2 protein-coding genes are annotated in these 2,094 nt (G+C 25.9%); one reads left to right on the top strand and one right to left on the bottom strand.

Annotation, left to right across the window (positions count from 1 at the left end):
- Positions 1-350: SPASM domain-containing protein (locus EZH24_RS10735; RefSeq protein WP_137999114.1), on the top strand; the 350-nt coding region annotated here is incomplete at its 5' end.
- A 13-nt stretch (positions 351-363) separates the two neighbouring features.
- On the opposite strand, the gene EZH24_RS10730 is transcribed toward EZH24_RS10735, so the two are convergent.
- A partial coding sequence (locus EZH24_RS10730; protein WP_170310861.1) for a 3'-5' exonuclease occupies positions 364-2,094 on the bottom strand: 1,731 nt, incomplete at its 5' end.

Genomic DNA, 2,094 nt, shown 5'->3' with positions numbered 1-2,094 from the left:
ATGTTTCGGATAGAGATTTATGCGGGGCTTGTGTTACGAGTTGTTGCATGGATGCAAAAGGCAATGTTTATCCTTGCACGGGATGGAATTATGATTGCGGAAATTTAAATGAAACTTCTTTAAAAGATATTTGGGAGAAATCGCCTAAAATGTTATATATTCGTTCTCTCAAAAGAAAAGATTTTGATAAATGCGTTGATTGTAAAGATATAGATTATTGTTTTATGTGCATGACAAAGAACGCCAATGAAAGTAAAACGGGAAATCCTTTAGAAATTAATAATCACTTCTGCGATGTCGCTCGTATGAATAGAGAAGTCGTGGAAAAATGGCGAGAGAAAAATTTATAAATAAAAAAATAAATCATCCTAAAAATATTATATCGATTTTTAATTTTTCATTTTCTATTTTAAATGTTTCTTTAACTATTTCTTTATAAATATTTAATTGACTTTTATAAAGTTCGATTTTTTCTTTGCTTTGTTTTGAAGTTTTATAATCCAAAATAAAATATTCTCCGTTTAAGTTTTGAGTTATTAAATCTATTTTTGCGTTGATTATTGAAAGAGTTTTATTTTCTAATTTTCGGCTTTGAAATTTATGCTCTCTCGAAATAATTTTTTCGTTTCCGTTTATTATATTTTTTATATGTTCGTTTTCTATAAAATTATTAAAATATATATCAAGCCTCTCTTTCAAATCTTTACTCTCGTAATAATTATAATATTTCAAAGTTTCGGTTTTTAATTTTTCAATATAATTTTCTTTATATTCAAAGTATTTATAGAAATCGAAATTTTCAAGTAATTCATGCATTATCGTTCCCATATTTATCGGAGAGATTTTTATTTTCTCTTCGCCTTCTTCAATTTCTTCTTTTTCAAATTCCAAATTTGATAATCTTTTATTTAATAATTCGGTTATATTTTTAAAATTATTTTCTTCGTAATCAATTCCGATTTTAGAAGGAATGACATATTGAATATTGTTTATTTCGTTTTCAATATTTTTTTTAGTTTCGATATTTTCGGGCGCGTTTTGTAATATTTTATTTATTTTATTAATTTCATCTTCTTTTATATTTTTTTCTTCTTTAGATTTTATTCCATATCCGTAAGAATAAAAATTAATAAAATTATTGTTTATATTTTTTATTTCGATTAAATTATTTTGACTTTCGCTTGTAAATTCGTTATTTAAATCTTTTAATTCCGAAATATAATCGTTAATATAACTTCTGTAAGAATTTTTTCCGCTTCTGCCGTTCTCTCCCGATATAATCAAATTCTCTCCAGCTCTCGTTAATGCCACATATAAGAGTCTTCTCTTCTCCGATAAATCGGCGTTTTTATTATAATCGCTTTCTTTATTCGACAATTTTATTTTATAATCTTTAATATAATTATGAACGGGAATTTCTACGATAGGATAATCTTCTATAAAATCAAATCTGTCGTTAGTCGCGTTTCTTTGATAGCCCGCTCCCGCTAAAAAAACATTTTTAAATTCCAAACCTTTAGATTTATGAATTGTCATAACTTTCACCGCTTCAACGGATAATTTCGGAACTGAAGCGTAAGAAATATCGTTTATAGCGGAAGTTAAACTCATAACGAAATCGTAAGAATTTTTTCCGCTTTTATCTTCAAAATCATAAGCGATTAATTTTAATTTTTCTATATTCGCATAGCATAATTCGGCGTCTTCTTTAGTCATTAAATAATTATAATAATTCGTTTCGATGCAAATAGTTTCTATAATTTCGCTCGAGTTAATTGTCGCGGATTTTTTTTCAATATAATTTAATAATTTTTTATTTTTTTCAAGCTCTTTAAAATAATTTTTTTCTTTAGCTATTTTAAACGCCTTTTGAAATTTGTCGGAATATAAAGAAGATAACGAAAAATAATCTTTTAAATCCAATTCTTCTGCGAGTAAAGAATTTGAAAAGTCGGATAAATTTCCTATATTAATGTCGAAAAATTCCGCTCTCAATAATTTTGGCAAAACTGAATAATCTTTCAATATCAAATATTTTAAAAATAAAATTATATTTTCTATTTCCGCTCTTTTGTAAAAACCGTTTCCGCCGTC

Origin of the sequence: Brachyspira catarrhinii (genome assembly GCF_005518285.1) — a bacterium.
Lineage (GTDB): Bacteria > Spirochaetota > Brachyspiria > Brachyspirales > Brachyspiraceae > Brachyspira > Brachyspira catarrhinii.
This window is presented reverse-complemented; position numbering and strand designations above follow the sequence as displayed.